Here is a 16,978-nt window from a genome sequence, read left to right as displayed (position 1 = left end):
ATGCAGGCCAAACGCCAGGTTTCGGCCGGATGGCCGACTACCGACCGGAGTGGGGTTCGCGGTCCAGGGCGCGCAACGAGGGCAGCCCGACGGCCACCAGACCCATCAGCAGCATCGGCACCGACAGCGCCAGGAATGTGGTGTGCAGTCCCGCCGAGTCGGCAAGCGGACCCGCCAGCAGCAATCCCAGCGGGCCGGCCGCATACGCCAGTGACCCCATCACCCCGACCACCCGGCCGCGCAGATGCGGTGGGGCGTTGGTCTGCATGACGTAGTTGTAGATGGGCTGGATCGGGCCGTAGACGAAACCGACGACGGCCGACAGTCCGAGGATCAGCGGTAGCGGCGGCAGGAACGCGATGATCGTCATCGCAACACCCAGCGTGATGACCGCGATCAACATGGTGGTGCGTCGCTTCATGTACTTCGACAGCACCGCATAGCTCAGCGCGCCGACCAACCCGCCGATCGACAACGCCATCAACACCCAGCCGAGCTGCGCCGGCTCGTTGCGGTCGGTGAAGTACTTGGGGAACAGCACCGCTTCCATCGGCATGTACAGCCCGGTCACCGTAAGGTCGATCAGCGCCAGGGTGCGCAGCACCTTCAGGTTCCAGACGAAGGACAGGCCCTCCACGACGCCGGCCCAAACCCGGTCGGGCAGCTCGGACCGGTCCGGCGCGCCCGCGCCTTCCAGGCGCAGCACCGAGATGGCGAGGATCGAACAGCCGAACGCGGCCGCGGTCACCCACATCGTCTCGACTCCGCCGATCGTCGCGATGAGCATGCCGCCGATACCCGGACCCACGATGTAGGCAAGGTTGAACACCGCCTCGTACACGCTGTTGGCGTGATCCAGCGTCCAGCGGGCCCGCGCGGCGGCTTCGGGCAGCATCGTCTCGCGCGCCGTCATCCCCGCCGGGTCGAACGCCGCCCCGAGCGCAGCGAGCGTGGCGAGCACGGCCACGTTGACGGCGTCGACGCCGAACAGCAACGCGATCACCGGGACGGCGGCCACCGACAATCCCGACAGCAGATCGGAGATCATCGACACCCGGCGGCGGCCGAGGTAGTCCACGGCGGCGCCGGCGATCACGGTCGAGGCCAGCAACGGCAGCGTGCCGGCCATTGCGACCAGCGAGGCCTCCCAAGCCGACCCGTTGCGCTGCAGCACCAGCCAGGGGAACGCCACCATGGAGATGCCGTTGCCGGCACCGGCCATCAGGGCCGCGAAGAGGATCAGGTACGCCGGCCCGCGGCTTGAGGTGTTCATGGCTATCGCGGCGAATCTAGCAGCGGGCTCGGCGGCGCAGCGATCGATTTTTGACGGCCGGTGCAGGATGGATTGGTGCCCGCGGCAGAGCGCCAACCCCATCCCCGCACCGGCCGGCTGTTCGGTTCGCCGGTGCCGCCCGGCACCGGCTGGCCCGGTGATCCGGCACGTGCGGTGACCCCGGTGGCCCACGACGCCGACGATGTCACGGAGTTGGCCGCCGGTGCGGAGTCGGTGCGCGAGCTGGACGCCGCGGTGAGCGTGTGCCGGGCATGCCCGCGGCTGGTCGACTGGCGCGAGGAGGTCGCGGCGACCAAGCGGCGCGCGTTCGCCGCGCAACCGTATTGGGGCCGGCCGGTTCCGGGCTGGGGCGCCCGCCGCCCGCGCGTGGTGATCGTCGGGTTGGCGCCGGCCGCGCACGGCGCCAACCGCACCGGCCGCATCTTCACCGGTGACCGGTCCGGTGATCAGCTGTTCGCCGCGCTGTACCGGGCCGGGCTGGTCAGCTCGGCGGTCAGCGTCGACGCCGCCGACGGACTGAGCACCCGCGAGGTGCGGATCGTCTCGCCGGTGCGGTGCGCGCCGCCGGCGAACAAGCCGACGCCGGCCGAGCGGGAGACCTGCGCACCGTGGTTGCGGGCCGAATGGCGGCTGATCGCGCGCCATGTGCGGGTCGTGGTGGCGCTGGGCGGGTTCGCCTGGCAGGTGGCGCTCGGCATGCTGGCCGATGATCTGACCGGGCAGCCCAAGCCGTTCTTCGGGCACGGCGCGCAGGTGCGGCTGAACTCGGGCGCGGTGCTGCTGGGCTGCTATCACCCCAGCCAGCAGAACATGTTCACCGGTCGGCTCACCCCGGCGATGCTCGACGACGTCTTCACCGGTGCGGCGCACATCGCCGGGGTCGGCGGGAACGAAACCGGCCGCGCGCGGCGTTGACCTGTTGATGCGCCTTTCTGTCCTGGACCTGGTTCCTGTCCGTACCGATCAGAGCACCGCGGACGCGGTGGCGGCGACCGTCGAGGTCGCCCAGGTCGCCGACCGGACGGGGTTCACCCGGTACTGGGTGGCCGAGCACCACAACATGCCCGCCGTCGCGGCGACCAGCCCGCCGGTGCTGCTGGCCTATCTGGCCACCCGGACCGCCCGGGTGCGGCTGGGTTCGGGTGGGGTGATGCTGCCCAACCACGCGCCGCTGGCCGTCGCCGAACAGTTCGCGCTGCTGGAGGCGATGGCGCCCGGTCGGGTCGACCTCGGCATCGGACGGGCACCGGGCTCGGACCCGGTGACCTCGATGGCGTTGCGCGGTGCCCGCGCGCACAACGATGAGGACATCGAACGCTTCCCCGAATATCTCGACCACGTGGCCGCCCTGATGAGCACCGGCGGAGCCCGCGTCGGGCTGTCGCGCGGCATGCTGGCCCAGCAGGACTACACCCTCAAGGCCACCCCGGCCGCGGTCGGGGAGTGCACGCTGTGGCTGCTGGGATCCTCGATGTACTCCGCGCACCTGGCCGCCGCCAAGGGCCTGCCCTACGTGTTCGCCAATCACTTCTCCGGCCACGGCACCGCCGAGGCGCTGGCGACCTACCGCGCCGAGTTCCGGCCCAGCGCAGAACTTTCCGAGCCGCGGACCTTCCTGACCGTCAACGCCTCGGTGGCCGACAGCTCCGAGGAGGCGCGCCGGCTGCTGCTGCCCAACCTGCAGATGATGGCCCGGCTGCGCACCGGCCGGCCGCTGGGCCCGCTGGATTTGGTCGAAGATGCCGAAGCCGCCCAGCTCTCGGCGCAGGAGCAGCTGATCGTCGACTCCTCGCTGGCCCGCACCGTGGTCGGTGACGCGGCCGAGGCCGCCGATCAGATCCGGGATCTGGCGGCCGAATTCGACGTCGACGAGGTGATGGTCAACCCCGTCGCGTCGGCGTTCCGCGGTACCGACCCCGACGCCGCCCCGGCCCGCGAGCGGACCCTCGAGCTGTTGGCGAAGACGCTGCTCTGAAGGCGCTGCTCTAAGGGCTCAGCACGATCACCGGGATCGGCCGCGACGTCCGCTTCTGGTAGCCGATATAGCGATCCTTGTTCCCGCGCATGTCGTTGACGATGCGCCACAACCGGTCGAAGTCCGGCTCGCCGGGGAACACCGCGCGCGCGGTCACCGGGATGCGCTTGGGTCCGACGTTGATCTCTACCTGCGGGTTGGCCTTCAGGTTGTGATACCAGCCCGGTGCCTTGGGCTCACCGCCCTTGGACGCCACCACCAGGTAATCGTCGCCGTCGCGGGCGTAGGTCAGCGAATTGGCGCGCGCCAGTCCGGTCTTGGCGCCGACGGTGTGCAGCAGCAGCGCCGGCGGGCCGAACGGGATGGTGTGCCCGATCCTGCCGTCGGTCGCCTTGTAGAGCTTGTCGTGCAGCATCAGCAGCGGCAGTCCGATGTATCGCTCCCATGGGGGCATGCTCATGGCCTCAATCCTGCTCGGCGGCGTCCAGTTGTGCCAGTGCCGCCCGCAGCAGCCGGCCGGATTCCTCGCGGTCGGGGTCGCGGCGCACCAGCATTCCCTTGGCGAAGGACAGCTTGTCGCCGTCGCGCCGCGGCACCACGTGCAGGTGGATGTGGAACACGCTCTGAAAGGCCGCCTTGCCGTCGTTGATGGCGATGTTGTTGCCGTCGGCGTGCAGTCCCGAGGTGCGCGCCGCCCGCGCGATGCGCTGCCCGAGGGCGGCCATCGCTGCGACGGTGTCGGCCGGGGTGTCGGTCAGGTCGACGCTGTGCTTCTTGGGGATCACCAGGGTGTGACCACGGGTGAACGGCCGGATGTCGAGGATCGCCAGCAACGCGTCATCCTCCTGGATGCGGACGGCCGGAGCCGCACCGGCGACGATGGCGCAGAACACGCAGGACATGGAGTCACCGTAGCCGGTGCGCCGCGCGCCAACGGTCCAGCTTCTCGGCATAGGCCATGGTGTGTGCCGGGCTGGTCGAGGGCAGTTGCGCGACGGGCAGGTCCGGTGGCTCGGGGATCAGGCGGCGATAGTTGCGCAGCGCCGCGCCGCCGTTGAACACCAGCAGGCCGATGGTGGGATGGTCGGCCACGAAGGCGCCGATGTCGTTGGCCACCATGCTGTCGCGCTGCACCGCCGAGTCGAGGCTGCCGATGCGGCGGCAGGATCGCAGCACGTCCCACACCGCGACTCCGTGTCCGGTCAGGGCGGCCACCCGCAGCGGATAGGCGGCCTCGGGGTCGAATCCGTGGATGTCCGCGCAGATCCGCCAGAAGGCGTTGCGGGGATTGCCGTAGTACTCACCGTGCGCGAGCGACAGGACGCTGGGCATGTTGCCCAGCACCAGCACGGTGGGCCGGGCGCCGACGATCGGCGGCAGTCCGTGCAGTGATTCGCTCACCGGTCCGATGATGCCTGGCCGCCGGTATAGGTTGGCCCGGTGGGGAGCGACTTCGACATCGAGGCCTCGGGCCTGCTCGACGGGCTGACGGGTAAGGCCCGCGCCGACCGGGCCGAACTGATCCCGTGGTTGCTGGACCAGGGTGTGACCGTCGAGCAGATCCGGGATGCCGATGCGCCGGTGCTGCTCGCGTCGCGGCGGATCCTCGGCGACGACGGCGACTTCGTGTCGGCGCGTGAGATCAGCGAGAGCACCGGGATCGACCTGGAACTGCTGCAGCGCATCCAGCGCGCGCTCGGCCTGCCGCGAGTGGACAACCCGGACGAGCCGGCACATCTGCGGGTGGACGGTGAGATCGCCAGGTATGCACGGCAGTTCGTCGACATGGGTATCGACGAGGACAACATTGTGTTGGTCGTCCGGGCGCTGGCGGACGGATTGTCCAAGACCGCCGAGGCGATGCGGTTCACCTCGATGTCGGCGGTGATGGCGCCCGGTGTCAGCGAGCTCGATGTCGCCGTCGCCTCCGAAGCGCTACTGCGCCAGGTCAACCCGCTGCTCGGGCCGCTGATCGAGGACATGCTGCGGTTGGAGTTGCGCCGCACCATGGAGACCGACGCGGTGACCGCGGGGGAGCGGGCCGAGGGCCGACCGCTGCCGGGTGCGCGGGAGGTGACCATCGCCTTCGCGGATCTGGTCGGATTCACCAAACTGGGCGAGGCGGTGCCGCCCGAGGAGCTGGAGGGGCTGGCGAACCGTCTGGTCGAGGCCACCCATGACGTGGTCGCGCCGCCGGTGCGATTCATCAAGTCGATCGGGGACGCCGTGATGCTGGTGAGCCCGGAACCGCCGGCGCTGCTGACGGCCATGCTGGCGCTACTGGAGGCCGCCAGTGCCGACGACGAATTCCCGCGCCTGCGTGTGGGTCTGGCGTCCGGGATGGCGGTCAACCGCAGTGGTGACTGGTTCGGCAGCCCGGTCAATCTGGCCAGTCGGGTCACCGGGGCGGCCCGGCCCGGCGCCGTCCTGGTGACCGAGGCGGTGCGCGAGGCCATCGGCGATGACGCCGGTATCGAATGGTCCTTCGCTGGCGCCAAACGGCTCAAGGGCATCAAGGACGACGTGAAGGTGTTCCGAGCCCGCTACGTGTCGGCCTGACCACCCCTCGCGTCAGCCGGCCGAGAACCGGCGCAGTCGCAGGCTGTTGGTCACCACGAACACCGAACTGAACGCCATCGCGGCTCCCGCGATCAGCGGGTTGAGCAACCCGGCGGCGGCCAACGGCAAAGCGGCGACGTTGTAGGCGAAGGCCCAGAACAGATTTCCCTTGATCGTGCCCAGCGTGGCGCGGGACAGCCGGATGGCGTCGACGGCGGCGCGCAGGTCACCGCGCACCAGCGTCAGATCGGAGGCCTCGATGGCGACATCGGTGCCCGTGCCCATCGCCAGTCCCAGGTCGGCCTGAGCCAGCGCGGGCGCGTCGTTGACGCCGTCGCCGACCATGGCGACCACCTTGCCGTCGGCCTGCAGCGCCTTGATCTCGTCGACCTTGCCCGCCGGCAGCACCTCGGCGACCACCCGGTCGATGCCCAGTTGTGCGGCAACCGATTCGGCGGCGCGCCGGTTGTCCCCGGTCAGCAGTACCGGTGTCAGCCCGAGCTCGCGGAAGCCGGTGATCGCCTCGGCGGCGGACTCCTTGATGGTGTCGGCGACGACGATGACGGCGGCGACGCGGCCGTCGGCGGCGAACCAGATGGGGGTGTGTCCCTGTCCGGCGGCGTCATCGGCGATCTGCACCAGAGCCTGCGGTATGTCCAGCGACCAATCCTGACGTAGCCAGTTGGCCCGTCCGGCGGCCAGGGCGCGTTCCTCGACGACGCCGGTGACGCCGAGTCCGCCGTGGTTCGCGAACCCGTCGACGGCGGGCAGCGGGCCGCGCTGGGCAGCGTATCCGGCGATGGCGCGGGCGATCGGGTGTTCGGAGCCGTGCTCCAGCGCACCGGCGAGGCGAATGATGTCGTCCACCGTTTCACCCTCGGCGACGTGGACGTCGACCACCGACATCTTGCCGGTCGTCACCGTCCCGGTTTTGTCCAGCACGACGGTGTCGACGCGACGGGTGGACTCCAGCACCTGGGGGCCCTTGATCAGGATGCCCAGTTGCGCACCACGACCCGTGCCCACCAGCAGCGCGGTCGGCGTGGCCAGGCCCAGTGCGCATGGGCAGGCGATGATCAGCACGGCGACCGCGGCGGTGAACGCCGCCGATGCCGAGGCGCCGAACACCAACCAACCCGCCAGCGTCAGCAGCGAGAGCACCAGCACGATCGGCACGAACACCGCCGACACCCGATCGGCCAGCCGCTGCACGTCGGCCTTACCGCTCTGCGCGTCGCTGACCAGCCGGGCCATCTGCGCCAACTGGGTGTCCGCACCGACGTGCGTGGCACGGACCTCCAGGCGCCCGCTGATGTTCACCGTTGCGCCCACCACGGTGTCGCCCTCGGCGACCTCGACCGGTACCGATTCTCCGGTGAGCATCGACGCGTCGACGGCCGAAGCTCCCGCGGTGACCACACCATCGGTCGCCACCTTCTCGCCCGGGCGCACCACGAAGGTGTCGCCGACGGCCAGTTGTGCGATGGGGACGCGGATTTCGCTGACTGTGCCTTGCCCCGTCGCTTCGCCCGCCCCGAAGCGCAGCACCGCAACATCCTTGGCGCCCATGTGCAGCAGGGCGCGCAGCGCCGCCCCGGACTGCCGTTTGGCGCGCGCCTCGAAATAGCGTCCGGCGAGCAGGAAGGTGGTGACGGCCGCGGCCACCTCCAGATAGAGGTGCGGGTCACCGCTGCGCGAGATGAATTCGAACGGCATCTTCATGCCGGGCATGCCGGCATGGGTGAAGAACAGTGCCCACAGCGACCACGCGTAGGCCGCGATCACGCCCACCGAGATCAACGTGTCCATGGTCGCCGCGCCGTGGCGCAGGTTGGTCCACGCCGCACGGTGGAACGGCCACGCACCCCACACCACCACCGGCGAGGCCAACGTCAGCGTCAGCCATTGCCAGTTGTCGAACTGCAGCACCGGGATCATCGACAGCGCGACCACCGGGATCGACAGTGCCGCCGAGATGAGCAACCGCTGCCGCCACGGCGCCGACTCGTCGGGCTCGTCGGCCTCTTCGGTCTGGTCCTGCTCGGAGGTGGGCAGTGCGGCCGTGTAACCGGTCGCCTCGACCGCGGCCACCAACTCCTCGGGGGTGACGGTGTCGGGGAACGCGACCCGCGCCTGTTCGGTGGCGAAGTTGACGCTCGCCTCGACGCCGTCGATGCGGTTGAGCCGCTTCTCGATGCGGGCAGCGCACGACGCACACGTCATGCCGCCGACGTCGAGGGTGAGGGTGCTGGTGGTGGTGCGCGGATTCATGGCCTGCCTCCCAATCGCTCCGGTCCTCGCTCGTGCCTCGCTGCGATCCTCACGATCGCTCGGCTGCGCGGCTTCATGGCTTGCCTCCCAATCGCTCCGGTCCTCGCTCGTGCCTCGCTGCGATCCTCACGATCGCTCGGCTGCGCGGATTCATGGCTTGCCTCCCAATCGCTCCGGTCCTCGCTTGTGCCTCGCTGCGATCCTCACGATCGCTCGGCTGCGCGGACTCAGGGTCTGCCTTCCAAACATGCTGGTGGCGTGCTTCAAACCGTGACGACGGGACTCGCGTCGTAACCGGCCTCTTCGATGGCGGCCGTGACGGCCGCGACGTCGGCGTCGCCGACGACCGTGACCCGCCCCGCGGCCAGGTCGACATCCACGGAGGTCACGCCGGCCAGCGGGCTCACCGCGGCGGTGATCGCCTTCACGCAGTGCCCGCAACTCATACCTTGTACTTGGAGGACGATGTTCATACCGCCATGATATACCGGTAGGGGGTATGGGTAAACGTTCACGCGATGCGAGGAGGAACACAATGAGGAAATCGGCGATGGCGATCGCGACGGGTGCGGCCGCGGTGCTGCTGCTGGCGGGCTGTTCGAGCGAGCCGGAGCAGGCCGAACCCGCGGCGCAGGACCACTCGGGCCACGGCACCAGCCACACCGGCAGCGGCGACAGCCCCGGACCGGCCGAGCAGGGCACTCAGGCGCACAACGCCGAGGATGTGATGTTCGCGCAGCACATGATCCCGCACCACAGTCAGGCGGTGGAGATGGTCGACATCCTGCTCGGCAAGGACGGTGTCGACCCCCGCGTCATCCCGCTGGCCGAGCAGATCCGCGCGGCGCAGGCGCCCGAGATCGAACAGATGCAGAGCTGGCTGACCGAATGGGGCAATCCGCCGATGCCGGATATGGACCACGGCTCGATGGACGGCATGGTCGCCCCCGCCGATATCGAGAAACTGCGTGCGGCACCGGGCCCCGAAGCGACCAGGCTGTTCCTGCAGCAGATGATCGGGCATCACGAGGGCGCGATCACCATGGCCCAGGGCGAGATCGACGGCGGTCAGTACCCGCCGGCAGTCGAGATGGCCCGCGCCATCATCGACAGCCAGCAGAAGGAGATCGACGAGATGACGTCGATCCTGGACTCCCTGTAGTTACTGCACGGGGATCGTGATGCCCTCCGAGGGCTGCACGATCACGAACCCCTGGCCGTGGAAGGCGACCTGCAGCGCCTCGCCGGACCCGCGTCCGATCAGGGCGCCCGCCTTGAAGCTGGTCTTGAGCTGGGTCTGCAGATTCGCCGACCACGCCACCACCGCATTGGTGTCGGCGAAGGTCGGGGCCTCGGCGGCGTTGAGCACCACCGGCGGGCCGTCGGTGGTCAGCGCGACCCAGCCGCTGCCGCGCAGGGTGGTGTTGAACAGGCCGCCGGTGGCGATGCTTCCGCCCTTGACCCGCTCGATGTTCCAGTCCAGGCTCGCCGAGAAGGCCAGCACGTTCTTGCCGCTGATGGACAAGCCGGAGTTGGTCAGTTGCAGCAGATGCACGTAATTGGCCTGTTCGGCCAGGAACACATCGCCCTGGCCCTGCACGCGCATCAACGGCAGCCCCTCGCCGGTCAGCGCCTTCTTCAGGAACTTGCCGGCGCCGCCGCCCTCGAACGCGAAGTCCACGTTGCCCTGGTAGGCCACCATCGAGCCCTGGCGCGCCATGAACGGCTCGCCCAGGCGGACCCGCAGCAACCGCTCGTTCTGCAGGGCGATCGCCTTGGACTCCTTCTCGCTGAAGCGCCCGTCGATCAGATCACCGCTGATCCCGGCGAAACCGTCACCCTGCGGTTGGCCGTGACCGTCCTGCGGCTCGCCGGCGGCCTGTGCCTCGGGCTGCCGGCCCGCTGCGGCGCCCGGCGGCGGACCGAGTGGAGAGGCGAACACCTGACCTTGATGAGAAACCTGGTCGGTCCAGTGCTGTCCGTCATACCAGCGGTACTCATAGCGTCCCTCGGGATCGCGCAACCACTGACCACTCACCGTGCACTCCTCACGTTCGGTCTGTTCGAGCAGTATCAAATCACTTCAGGCTGGCATCCTTGGGTGTATGGCAGGTGACGAGATCGATCGAGTGCGCGCCAGGAGCGCGTTGGCGGTGCTCAGACAACATCCGGGCATGGTGCTGTTCCTGGCATCGCCGGCGATCATCGGGCTGATCGCGGTCTGGTGGTTGGCCGGTGCGGGCTGGGGGGCGCTGTTGTTGGTGGCCCTGGTCCTCGGCGGCGGCCTGGTGCTGCGCGCCAAGCTCTGAGCCCGCACATCTGAGTCCGCGTCGGCGGTGTCTACGCCGTCGGCGAAAGCCGCCCCCACCCAACCTGTAACGGTGTAATCATGTAATCATGGGACAGCAGCACTGCGCGCGGCCCGCCGATGAGGCCGCCGAATGGTTCGCCGGGCGGATGCCCGACGGGTGGTTCGCCGGCGACCCGCGGGTCGTGGTGGACCGCGAGGAGATCACGGTGATCGGGACGCTGCCCGACACTGAGGGGGAGACCAGTTCGCGCCGTTCCGGTCGGGTGGCCAAGTTCCGCGAGGAAACCCGGGGTGAGCGCATCCGGATCGCGGAGGAGGCGCAGGAGCGGTTCGGCCGCAAGGTGTCCTGGGGCGTGCAGGCCGGCGGTGAACGCACCCTGTTCACCCATATCGCGGTGCCGGTGATGACCAGGCTGCGCCAGCCCGAGCGGCAGGTGCTCGACACGCTGGTCGACGCCGGCGTCGCACGATCCCGCTCGGATGCGTTGGCATGGTCGGTGAAACTGGTCGGCGAACACGCCGACGAGTGGCTGAGCAGGCTGCGCGAGGCCATGACCGCCGTCGACGACCTGCGCACCCAGGGACCCGGCCTCTGAGGCGCCGCTACTACCGATCCTTGCGCGAAACCCGTTCACCGACAACCGACGTCGCCCGGGGAGCCGGCTCGACGCGGACATGGGCACCGCCCAGCGCCGAGGTCTGGGACAGCGGATCGAGCGCCGAGCCGTCGACCAGGAGATTGCGGTTCACCCCATAGGCTGTCGGTCCGGCACCGCCGTGCGGATCGAAAACCCTCGATCCCCATCCGTGTTCGAGTATCACCAGGCCGCGGCGCGGCCGGTCCGACAAAGCGGCGTCCACCTCCACCGACCCGACAGGGGAGGACACCCGCACCCGGTCACCGTCGGCGATCCCCAGCCGTGCCGCGTCCTCGGGATGCACGAACAGCACATTGCGCTTGCCTGCGGGATGCAGCCCGGGCAACTCGTTGAGCCAGGAGTTCATGGCATGCCGGTTACGTCGATTACCCAGCAGCAGCGGGTAATCGGCCGCCGGCGCGGGCGCCGGTGCGGCCAGGAGTTCGCGGGTGCGCGCGACGAACTGCGGCGGCGCCACCCGGACCCGCTTGTCCGGTGTCCGCAGCGCATCCCGGAAATGCCCGAATTCCGGCGGGCCCAACACCAGACCGTGCCGACTGTCGCGCACATCCCGCCAACGCAACTTGCGGCCGTTGACCTTTCGTGCCGACAGGATCATCAGCCGATTCAGCCAACGCGGACTGAACGACAATTCGGGCCGGCCCGTCCGATCGGCCAGACGCCGGCTGAGGCCGATGAACCCATTGAGCCCGCGGATACCGAACAGTGGCCGCTTCATCGCCGACGCCAGATCGACGAAGATCTGCCACTCCTCGCGGGTCTGCTCGGGTGGATCGACGGCGCGCCGACCGTACTGGACGAAGGGTTCATCGCGCATACCGCTGGTCAGCGCCAGCAGATCATCGCGCTCCAGCCAGTGCACCGCCGGCAGCAACCAGTGCGCGTGCCGGTGGCTTTCGCGCTGCACGAAGTCGATGACCACCAGCAGATCCAGATCGGCCAGTGCCGCATCCAATCTCGCGCCGTCGGGACCGGATATCACGGGATTGCCCGAATTGACCAGCAGCGCGCGGATCCGGCCCGGCCCGGGTGTGGTGATCTCATCCGGTAACTCGGCCAGCGCATGCGCACCGGCGACCAGATCACGTCCGGCGACGCGGCTGCGATGCGGTGGGGTCTCGGCCAGACCCGCCAACCGCAGCGTGTCGACATAGCCGCGTTCGAAGCGCCGTCCGCCCGGTCGATCCATCCGTCCGGTGATCACGTTGAGCACATGTCCCAACCATTCGGCGACGGTGCCGGCCTGCTGCAGCGAGACCCCGGTGCGGGTGATCACCATGGCACCGGCCGATCCGGCGAATTCCCGGGCCAGCGACTCGATTTGCTGCGGTGACACCTCGCAGCGGCCGGCCAGGTCGTCGATGTCGGCGGCGGCCACGAGGTTGTACAGCTCCGTCATCCCCGCCGCCAGACCCGTGCAATCGGCGCGGTGTTCCAAGCCCTCGTCGAGGATCACCTTGGCCATCGCGAGCAGCAAGGCCCAGTCCTGGCCCGGGCGCACCGGAACGTGAACGTCGGCCTTGTCGGCCGATTCGGTGCGCACCGGATCGACCACCACGATGCGCGCGCCGCCGCGTTGCCGCTCCAATGCCCGACGCCAGCCGCCGGGCACCGATTCGAGCCAGTTCCAGGCACTCACCGCGGGATTCGCGCCCACCAGCAGGAAGAAGTCACAGTTGTCGACATCGGAGACCGGCACCATGAGCGCCGAGCCGTACATGGCCTCGGCCACCACGTGGACGGCGTTCTGGTCCACCGATCCGACGGCATACCGATTGCGCGTGCCGATCGCGTCCAGCCAGCCGTTCATGAACACGAGATTGGACGCCGAGTACCCGGCCGGATTGCCGTAGTAGGCGCCGATCGCGTCGGGACCGTCGGCATCGATCAATCGGTTCATCCGCCCGGCGATATCGGTGATCGCCTCCTCCCAGGAGGCCGGTACGTAGCGCTCACCCACCCGGCGCATCGGGGTCAGGATCCGCCGCGGATGCTCGACGACCTCGGCCGCGGTCCGGCCCTTGGCGCAGAAGTCGTGCCAGCTGTGCGGGTTCTGCTTGTCGGCCGCGATCTTGCGGACACGGTTGTCCTCGACGGTGACCTCGACACCGCAGGAGGCCAGGCAGTACCGGCAGAACGTGTGCACGGTCTCGGCCATAACCCCATACTGCCCAGCGGGTTCCGGTGCTGTCCGCGGAATCCGATTGAGCAGACCGCTTGATCCGGATGCAGAACCGTCAGGAGCGGGCCATCGACCAGTACTCGCCGTGCCGCGCCAACAGTTCGGCATGGGTGCCGCGCTCTACGATGCGTCCGGCTTCCAGCACCAGGATCTGATCGGCGTCGCGGATGGTGGACAGCCGGTGGGCGATGATGAAACTCGTTCGATCTCTGCGTAATTCGGCCATCGCCTGCTGGATCAGCAGTTCGGTGCGGGTATCCACCGAACTGGTGGCCTCGTCGAGGATCAGCAATTGCGGGCGGGCCAGAACCGCGCGGGCGATGGTGATCAGCTGCTTCTCGCCGGCGCTGATGGCCCCGCCATCGTCACCGACGCGGGTCTGATAGCCCAGCGGCAGCGTCTGCACGAACCGGTCGACGTAGGCCGCGCGTGCCGCCGCGTGTACCTCATTTTCGGACGCATCGGGCCGCCCATAGGCGATGTTGTCGTAGATGGTGCCGCCGAACAGCCAGGTGTCCTGCAACACCATGCCGATGCGCGACCGCAGTTCGGCGCGCGGTATCGCGGCGATGTCGACGCCGTCGATGGTGATGCGCCCGGAGTCGACCTCGTAGAACCGCATCAGCAGATTCACCAGCGTGGTCTTGCCCGCCCCGGTGGGCCCGACGATCGCGACCGTCGACCCCGGCGCGGCCGTGAGGGACAGATCGTCGATGACGCGGGTATCGGGCCGGTACCCGAAGGACACCCCCTCGAACTGCACTCGGCCGGGCCCGGCCGGGCGCGCAACGGGCGGTGGGTCCGCCGACTCCTCGGGCGCGTCGAGCAACTCGAAGATGCGTTCTGCGCTGGCGATACCGGACTGCAGGGCGTTGTACATGGCCGCCACCTGGGTCAGCGGCTGGTTGAACTGCCGCACGTACTGGATGAAGGCCTGGATACTGCCCAGCGTGATCTGGCCGGTGGCGACCTGGATCCCGCCGACCACCGCGACCGCCACATAACTGAGGTTGCCGATGAAGGTGGTCGCCGGCCCGACCAGCCCGGACAGGAACTGCGCTCCCAAACTGGTGCGGTGCACGTCGGCGTTGAGCCGGTCGAACTGTTCGGCGGCGGCGGCGCGGTGCCCGTAGGTCTTCACCACCGTGAAACCGCTGTAGGTCTCCTCGATGTGGGCGTTGAGCCGACCGGTGTTGGCCCACTGCTCGGCGAACAACGTTGCCGAACGGCGGGTGATGGCCCGCGTCGCCAGCAGCGACAGCGGAACCGTCAGCACGGTGATGAGGGCCAGCAGCGGCGAGATCGTCAGCATCATCACCAGCACCGCCACGACGGTGATCACCGAGGTGAGCAATTGGCTGATCGCCATCCCGAGCGTGGATTGCACATTGTCGACATCGTTGGTGACCCGGCTGAGCAATTCGCCGCGCTGGCGGCCGTCCACATACGACAGCGGCAGGCGGTGCACCTTCTGCTGGATCTCGCTGCGCATCGCCATCATGGTCCGCTGGATCACCACGTTCAGGATCCGGGCCTGCAACCACACCAACAGGGCGGCAACAAGATACAGTCCCAACGCCAACAGCAGCGTCCGAGCGACGGCGCCGAAGTCCACCCCTTGACCGGGCACCACGTCCATGCCGGACACCAGATCGGCCAGGCTGTCGTCACCGCGCGCCCGGGCGGACACGATCGCCTGCTCCCTGGTCAGGCCGGCGGGCAGTTCCCGGCCGATCACACCGTTGAACAACAGATCGGTGGCATGACCGAGGATGCGCGGACCGATGACGCCGATCGCGATACCGCCCATCGCCAGGCTGATCACCACGACCGTCAGGCCGCGTTGCGGGATCAGCCTTTTCAGCAGCCGCAGGGCCGAACCGGTGAAATCGCGCGACCGTACTGTCGGGGGTTCCATACCGCGCATCGGCCGGCTCACGAGATACCCACCGTCTGGGAGTCCACGAACTCGGCATACGTGGGGCAGTTCCGCAGCAGCGACTCGTGGGTGCCCGCGCCCACGACCAGGCCGTCGTCCACGACGATCACCTGATCTGCCTGGGCCACCGTGGCGATGCGCTGCGAGACGATGACGACCGTGGCCTCGGCGGCCACCGCGCGCAGCGCCTCTCGCACCCGCGCGTCGGTGCGGGTGTCCAACGCCGAGAAGGCGTCATCGAACAGGTACACCGCCGGTCGGCGGATGACGGCACGGGCGATGGCCAGCCGCTGCCGCTGCCCGCCGGAGAAATTGATCCCGGCCTGGGCCACCCGCATCTGCAGACCATCCGGATGCGCGCGCACGAAATCGTCGGCGGCGGCCACCCGCAACGCCGCCCACATCTCGGCCTCGTCGGCATCGGCCTTGCCGTAGCGCAGGTTGTCCGCGACCGTGCCGGAGAACAGATAGCCCCGCTGCGGGACCAGACCGATTGCCGCCCAGAGGTCTTCGGTGTCGTAGTCACGGACGTCGACACCGTCCAGGCGCACCGCCCCGCCCGTGACGTCGTAGAGCCGGCTGATCAGCGCCAACAACGTCGACTTACCCGATCCGGTGCTGCCCACGATCGCGGTGACGGTGCCCGGCCGGGCGGTCAGCGAAACACCGTGCACCACCGGACGATCCGCGCCCGGATAGCTGAATGTGGCGGCGTGGAGCTCGACCCGGCCGCGCACCACCGGTGCGGCCACCGGCTCGGCGGGGCTGGTGATCTGGGGCTCGGTGGCCAGCACCTCGGTGATCCGTTCCGCGCACGCCGCGGCCCGCGGCAGCAGCACCAGCAGCAGGGTCGCCATCAGCACCGCCATCAGGATCTGCATGAAATAGGCCAGGAACGCGATCAGCGAACCCACCTGCATCTGCCCGGCGTCGATGCGCTGCCCGCCGAACCAGATGAGCGCGACGCTGGAGACGTTGATCACCAGCGTCGTGGCCGGCAGCATCAACGCCTGCCACCGCCCGGCGGTCAGGGCGGTGTCGGCCAGCGCCCCGTTGGCCTCGGCGAACCGGTGTCGTTCCAGCGGCTCGCGGGCGAACGCGCGCACCACCCGGATCCCGGCGAGCTGCTCGCGCATCACCCGGTTGATGTTGTCGATCAATCCCTGCATGGTGCGAAAGATCGGCAGCAGCTTGGACACCACCCACCAGTTCGCCAGCGCCAGCACCGGCACACTGATCAGCAGCAGCCAGGACAGCCCGGCGTCCTGATGGATCGCCATGGCGATACCCCCGACCCCCATGATCGGCGCGGTGATCAGCATGGTGGCCGTCATCTGCACCAGCAGCTGGATCTGCTGGACGTCATTGGTGGTGCGGGTCAGCAGTGTGGGCGCGCCGAACCGGGCGGTCTCGGCCGCCGAGAAGCCCAGGACATGGCCGAAGATCTTGGCGCGCAGATCGCGGCCGAACCCGATCGCGGCGCGGGACCCGAAGAACACCGCGCCCACCGCGCAGGCCACCTGCAACGCCGTCACGCCCAGCATCACCAGACCGAGGTGGACGATCCGCGCGGTGTCACCCTCGGCGACGCCCTCATCGATGATGGCGGCGTTGACCGTCGGCAGATACAGCGACGCCAACGTGCTGACCACCTGCAGCGCCGCGACGACGGCGAGCAGCCCGCGGTAGGGCTGCACGTGGCGACGAACCAGGGCCAGCAGCATCTGGCTACTGTTGCACACTGCGGCATCGCGGCCGGTGACCGGCGAGACACGTAACGGCAGGTCA

Annotated in this window: 16 protein-coding genes; 6 read left to right on the top strand and 10 right to left on the bottom strand. The window is 69.0% G+C overall.

Annotated features, from left to right (window positions below; genetic code table 11):
• Nucleotides 1–37 precede the first annotated feature (37 nt).
• Nucleotides 38–1,273, bottom strand: coding sequence for an MFS transporter (locus ACWDUN_RS24655; protein ID WP_449932754.1), 1,236 nt, complete (start codon nt 1,271–1,273; stop codon nt 38–40).
• A 75-nt stretch (nt 1,274–1,348) separates the two neighbouring features.
• On the opposite strand from ACWDUN_RS24655, the gene ACWDUN_RS24650 reads away from it, so the two are divergent.
• Both ACWDUN_RS24650 and ACWDUN_RS24645 read left to right on the top strand, forming a co-directional pair.
• Nucleotides 1,349–2,209, top strand: coding sequence for a uracil-DNA glycosylase (locus ACWDUN_RS24650; protein ID WP_449932753.1), 861 nt, complete (start codon nt 1,349–1,351; stop codon nt 2,207–2,209).
• A gap of 7 nt (nt 2,210–2,216) precedes the next feature.
• Nucleotides 2,217–3,269: an LLM class flavin-dependent oxidoreductase gene (locus ACWDUN_RS24645; protein WP_449932751.1), complete on the top strand. Its 1,053-nt coding sequence runs from the start codon at nt 2,217–2,219 to the stop codon at nt 3,267–3,269.
• A 10-nt stretch (nt 3,270–3,279) separates the two neighbouring features.
• On the opposite strand, the gene ACWDUN_RS24640 is transcribed toward ACWDUN_RS24645, so the two are convergent.
• From ACWDUN_RS24640 to ACWDUN_RS24630, 3 genes are read right to left on the bottom strand one after another with little or no spacing between them, the layout of a single operon-like run.
• A complete protein-coding gene (locus tag ACWDUN_RS24640; protein WP_449932750.1) occupies nt 3,280–3,729 on the bottom strand; it encodes a nitroreductase family deazaflavin-dependent oxidoreductase in 450 nt (149 codons plus the stop codon).
• A gap of 4 nt (nt 3,730–3,733) precedes the next feature.
• The gene (locus tag ACWDUN_RS24635; protein WP_449932748.1) at nt 3,734–4,171 is read right to left on the bottom strand and encodes an HIT family protein; all 438 of its coding nucleotides are present in this window, start codon (nt 4,169–4,171) and stop codon (nt 3,734–3,736) included.
• A gap of 4 nt (nt 4,172–4,175) precedes the next feature.
• Nucleotides 4,176–4,670, bottom strand: coding sequence for a DNA-deoxyinosine glycosylase (locus tag ACWDUN_RS24630; protein ID WP_449932746.1), 495 nt, complete (start codon nt 4,668–4,670; stop codon nt 4,176–4,178).
• A gap of 39 nt (nt 4,671–4,709) precedes the next feature.
• Between ACWDUN_RS24630 and ACWDUN_RS24625 the strand changes: the two genes are divergently transcribed.
• Complete coding sequence (locus tag ACWDUN_RS24625; protein WP_449932744.1) at nt 4,710–5,828, top strand: adenylate cyclase regulatory domain-containing protein; 1,119 nt, start codon at nt 4,710–4,712, stop codon at nt 5,826–5,828.
• 12 nt (nt 5,829–5,840) lie between these two features.
• On the opposite strand, the gene ACWDUN_RS24620 is transcribed toward ACWDUN_RS24625, so the two are convergent.
• On the bottom strand, nt 5,841–8,099 hold the full coding sequence (locus ACWDUN_RS24620; RefSeq protein WP_449932742.1) for a heavy metal translocating P-type ATPase: 2,259 nt from the start codon (nt 8,097–8,099) through the stop codon (nt 5,841–5,843).
• Nucleotides 8,100–8,362: 263 nt separating this feature from the next.
• On the bottom strand, nt 8,363–8,572 hold the full coding sequence (locus ACWDUN_RS24615) for a cation transporter (RefSeq protein WP_449932741.1): 210 nt from the start codon (nt 8,570–8,572) through the stop codon (nt 8,363–8,365).
• Nucleotides 8,573–8,634: 62 nt separating this feature from the next.
• On the opposite strand from ACWDUN_RS24615, the gene ACWDUN_RS24610 reads away from it, so the two are divergent.
• Nucleotides 8,635–9,261: a DUF305 domain-containing protein gene (locus ACWDUN_RS24610; protein ID WP_449932740.1), complete on the top strand. Its 627-nt coding sequence runs from the start codon at nt 8,635–8,637 to the stop codon at nt 9,259–9,261.
• Here the strand turns inward: ACWDUN_RS24610 and ACWDUN_RS24605 are convergent, their stop codons facing one another.
• On the bottom strand, nt 9,262–10,137 hold the full coding sequence (locus tag ACWDUN_RS24605) for an AIM24 family protein (RefSeq protein ID WP_449932739.1): 876 nt from the start codon (nt 10,135–10,137) through the stop codon (nt 9,262–9,264).
• A 67-nt stretch (nt 10,138–10,204) separates the two neighbouring features.
• On the opposite strand from ACWDUN_RS24605, the gene ACWDUN_RS24600 reads away from it, so the two are divergent.
• Both ACWDUN_RS24600 and ACWDUN_RS24595 read left to right on the top strand, forming a co-directional pair.
• A complete protein-coding gene (locus ACWDUN_RS24600; RefSeq protein ID WP_449932737.1) occupies nt 10,205–10,408 on the top strand; it encodes a hypothetical protein in 204 nt (67 codons plus the stop codon).
• A gap of 88 nt (nt 10,409–10,496) precedes the next feature.
• Nucleotides 10,497–11,006, top strand: a complete 510-nt coding sequence (locus tag ACWDUN_RS24595) for a hypothetical protein (protein WP_449932735.1) — start codon at nt 10,497–10,499, stop codon at nt 11,004–11,006.
• 10 nt (nt 11,007–11,016) lie between these two features.
• Here ACWDUN_RS24595 and ACWDUN_RS24590 read toward each other — a convergent pair whose 3' ends face one another.
• From ACWDUN_RS24590 to ACWDUN_RS24580, 3 genes are all read right to left on the bottom strand, one after another.
• Nucleotides 11,017–13,227, bottom strand: a complete 2,211-nt coding sequence (locus ACWDUN_RS24590; RefSeq protein WP_449932733.1) for a molybdopterin-containing oxidoreductase family protein — start codon at nt 13,225–13,227, stop codon at nt 11,017–11,019.
• A gap of 79 nt (nt 13,228–13,306) precedes the next feature.
• The gene (locus tag ACWDUN_RS24585) at nt 13,307–15,169 is read right to left on the bottom strand and encodes an ABC transporter ATP-binding protein (protein WP_449932797.1); all 1,863 of its coding nucleotides are present in this window, start codon (nt 15,167–15,169) and stop codon (nt 13,307–13,309) included.
• Between the two features lie 17 nt (nt 15,170–15,186).
• Nucleotides 15,187–16,914, bottom strand: coding sequence for an ABC transporter ATP-binding protein (locus ACWDUN_RS24580; RefSeq protein WP_449932731.1), 1,728 nt, complete (start codon nt 16,912–16,914; stop codon nt 15,187–15,189).
• Nucleotides 16,915–16,978 lie beyond the last annotated feature (64 nt).

This window comes from Mycobacterium sp. NPDC003323 (assembly GCF_053589535.1).
The sequence above is the reverse complement of the archived record's forward strand: the minus strand, read 5'-3'. Positions and strand labels throughout refer to the sequence as shown.

Bases quoted from the DNA above. Each gene is read 5' to 3' on its own strand.
- ACWDUN_RS24655 (WP_449932754.1), bottom strand. From the start codon at position 1,273: ATGAACACCTCAAGCCGCGGGCCGGCGTACCTGATCCTCTTCGCGGCC.
- ACWDUN_RS24645 (WP_449932751.1), top strand. From the start codon at position 2,217: ATGCGCCTTTCTGTCCTGGACCTGGTTCCTGTCCGTACCGATCAGAGC.
- ACWDUN_RS24640 (WP_449932750.1), bottom strand. From the start codon at position 3,729: ATGAGCATGCCCCCATGGGAGCGATACATCGGACTGCCGCTGCTGATG.
- ACWDUN_RS24635 (WP_449932748.1), bottom strand. From the start codon at position 4,171: ATGTCCTGCGTGTTCTGCGCCATCGTCGCCGGTGCGGCTCCGGCCGTC.
- ACWDUN_RS24620 (WP_449932742.1), bottom strand. From the start codon at position 8,099: ATGAATCCGCGCACCACCACCAGCACCCTCACCCTCGACGTCGGCGGC.
- ACWDUN_RS24615 (WP_449932741.1), bottom strand. From the start codon at position 8,572: ATGAACATCGTCCTCCAAGTACAAGGTATGAGTTGCGGGCACTGCGTG.
- ACWDUN_RS24610 (WP_449932740.1), top strand. From the start codon at position 8,635: ATGAGGAAATCGGCGATGGCGATCGCGACGGGTGCGGCCGCGGTGCTG.
- ACWDUN_RS24600 (WP_449932737.1), top strand. From the start codon at position 10,205: ATGGCAGGTGACGAGATCGATCGAGTGCGCGCCAGGAGCGCGTTGGCG.
- ACWDUN_RS24595 (WP_449932735.1), top strand. From the start codon at position 10,497: ATGGGACAGCAGCACTGCGCGCGGCCCGCCGATGAGGCCGCCGAATGG.
- ACWDUN_RS24590 (WP_449932733.1), bottom strand. From the start codon at position 13,227: ATGGCCGAGACCGTGCACACGTTCTGCCGGTACTGCCTGGCCTCCTGC.
- ACWDUN_RS24585 (WP_449932797.1), bottom strand. From the start codon at position 15,169: ATGGAACCCCCGACAGTACGGTCGCGCGATTTCACCGGTTCGGCCCTG.
- ACWDUN_RS24580 (WP_449932731.1), bottom strand. From the start codon at position 16,914: ATGCTGCTGGCCCTGGTTCGTCGCCACGTGCAGCCCTACCGCGGGCTG.